This window comes from bacterium (assembly GCA_021159335.1).
GTDB lineage: Bacteria > UBP14 > UBA6098 > B30-G16 > B30-G16 > JAGGRZ01.
The window spans coordinates 1-2,713 of record JAGGRZ010000127.1; the positions used below are offsets into that span (position 1 = coordinate 1).

The window sequence follows — 2,713 nt, forward strand, 5'->3', positions numbered from 1 at the left end:
ACCATAAGCCACAAGAAGAATTTAAAATTAAAAATCGGCTTATACATGGTTTTAGGTGGTGCAGCGGGTTCCATATCAGGAGCACTGCTTGTAGGGATAATCTCACCATTCGCACTGGCAATAATCTTCGTTGCGGTTTCGGTGCTAACTATTCTGGGAATTCACCTCTCAAAATTGGCGCCAAACATATATAAAAAAATCAATCCTAAACCACATATCATCATTTTGGGAGCTTTCATCCTGAATTTTATTACTGGCATGCGTGGCGGAAGTGGAGGTTCGCTCTTCCCGCCATTTCTCAGAACATTGAAACTAAAAATTCACGAAGCCGTGGCAACATCACTATTCGTGACAACATTCACAGCCACAGCAGCAATAGCAATATACTGGCAGCGCGGTGACATCCTCTGGCCTCCAGCAATTGCAACTCTCATTGGCTCAATAGTTGGAAGCCGACTCGGAAGCGTAGTTTCCCTTAAAACTAAGCCAAAATGGCTTGAGGTAGGGTTAACTTTATTCGTAATCGGACTCGCCGTTACCGTCTTAATAAAGACTATTAAATAAAAAGAGAATGGGGCAAAACTAATTTTCCCGACAGTAATCTCAAATTTGCAATTTCAGGGCTTTATAATTATCTTAAAAAGATGAATCGAAAAAGGAGGTTTGCTATGCCAAAACATATCATACATGCCCCTCGAGGAACCAAGCTTTCCTGCAAAAGCTGGCATCAGGAAGCGGCGATGAGAATGCTTATGAACAACCTCGACCCCGAGGTTGCTGAGGACCCTGATAACCTTATAGTTTACGGCGGCACAGGGAAAGCAGCGAGAAACTGGGAAGCTTACGAGGCTATCGTCCGCACACTTAAGGAACTCGAGAACGACGAAACACTTCTCGTGCAATCTGGCAAACCGGTAGGAGTGTTCAAAACGCACGAGTGGGCGCCACGAGTAATTATAGCAAACTCAAATCTCGTGCCACATTGGGCTAACTGGGAATACTTCAACGAGCTCGATAGAAAAGGGCTCATAATGTACGGTCAGATGACGGCGGGAAGCTGGATTTACATCGGCACGCAGGGAATACTTCAGGGAACCTATGAGACATTCGCAGCAGCAGGTAAAAAGCGCTTCGGCGTGGATGACCTTCGTGGAAAACTAATCGTTTCGGGCGGTTGTGGTGGTATGTCAGGCGCACAGCCATTGGCAGCTACGATGAACAATGCAACATATCTCGCTGCCGAAGTCAACGAGGAGCGAATAAAGAAGCGTCTCGCAACGGGTTATCTCGACGAGATGGAAAAAGACCTCGATAAAGCCATCGCTAAAGCGCTCGAATACCGCGACAAAGGCATAGCCAAGTCGATAGTTTGGCACGGTAATGTAGTCGATTTGCTCGAAAGGCTCGTAAAACGCGGAATAACACCGCACATGCTTACAGACCAAACCTCAGCGCATGACCCACTTAACGGCTATGTTCCACAGGGGCTGACTTACGAAGAAGCACTCGAACTTCGCAAGAAAGACCCCGATGACTACCTTCGCCGCTCATATCAAACCATGGCAAAGCATGTTAAGCTAATGATAACACTTCAGGAACGCGGAGCAGAAACATTCGACTATGGAAATAATCTTAGGGGCAATGCACTCGCGGGCGGTTTCGTCAAAGTCGAGGAGGTAAAAAATCCTGATGGAAGCTGGAAATATCCTGGATTCGTGCCAGCTTATCTTAGACCTCTATTTTGCGAAGGGAAAGGTCCGTTCCGCTGGGCTGCGCTATCGGGTGACCCGGAGGACATATACCTTATTGACGAGGAACTAATGAAGCTTTTCCCGGAGGATGAGCATCTTCGTCGCTGGCTTAAACTTGCGCGCGAGAAGGTTAAATTCCAGGGTCTGCCAGCCCGAATTTGCTGGCTTGGTTACGGCGAACGCGACAAGGCAGGATTGATGTTTAACAGGCTCGTCCGAGAGGGCAAATTAAAGGCGCCGATAGTAATAGGTCGCGACCACCTTGATGGCGGCTCGGTAGCATCACCCAATCGTGAGACCGAGCACATGAAGGATGGTTCGGACGCTATCGCCGACTGGCCTCTGCTTAACTTCGCGCTTAATGCGGTTTCAGGAGCATCGTGGGTGTCGTTCCATCATGGTGGCGGAGTGGGAATAGGTTATTCCCTTCATGCAGGACAGGTTATAGTCGCCGACGGCACGGAGATGATGGACATACGGCTTAAACGAGTGTTAACCAACGACCCGGGAACAGCTATAGCCCGCCACGCTGATGCAGGGTATGAGGAAGCCATCGAGTTCGCCAAGAAGCATGGAATAAAAATCCCGATGATTGGGGAGTAAAGAAGGAAAATTCCGCAAAATAGAGTTCGCAAAAACTAATGTTATAAACTTTAGATTGTTACAAGTTTGTATTCGGAATTAAAAATTTGATTTTCATAGAATTAATAGTTTATTTAATTATAATAATCAAATATTGGAGGGATAATGAATAACCTGCCCAATTTTACTACCACACAATATAGTTTAGACAAAATATTTAGTATGATTGAAGAAGGTAATATAAAAATACCACAATTTCAGCGTGATTTCGTTTGGGATAAGGTAAAAGCAGCGCGATTGCTCGACAGCGTGTTAAAAGGCTATCCGATAGGTAATCTTATATTGTGGAAAACAAAAGATCGTTTAAGGTCACTGAGGAA

At 45.9% G+C, this 2,713-nt stretch carries 3 protein-coding genes; all 3 read left to right on the forward strand.

The genetic code is table 11. The annotated features are described in order from the left end of the window. Positions 1–564 (forward strand): sulfite exporter TauE/SafE family protein (locus J7J62_06890; GenBank protein ID MCD6124880.1); only part of this gene is annotated, 564 nt, incomplete at its 5' end. A 104-nt stretch (positions 565–668) separates the two neighbouring features. Next, positions 669–2,354: a urocanate hydratase gene (gene hutU, locus J7J62_06895; protein ID MCD6124881.1), complete on the forward strand. Its 1,686-nt coding sequence runs from the start codon at positions 669–671 to the stop codon at positions 2,352–2,354. 144 nt (positions 2,355–2,498) lie between these two features. Next, positions 2,499–2,713: DUF262 domain-containing protein (locus J7J62_06900; GenBank protein MCD6124882.1), on the forward strand; the 215-nt coding region annotated here is incomplete at its 3' end.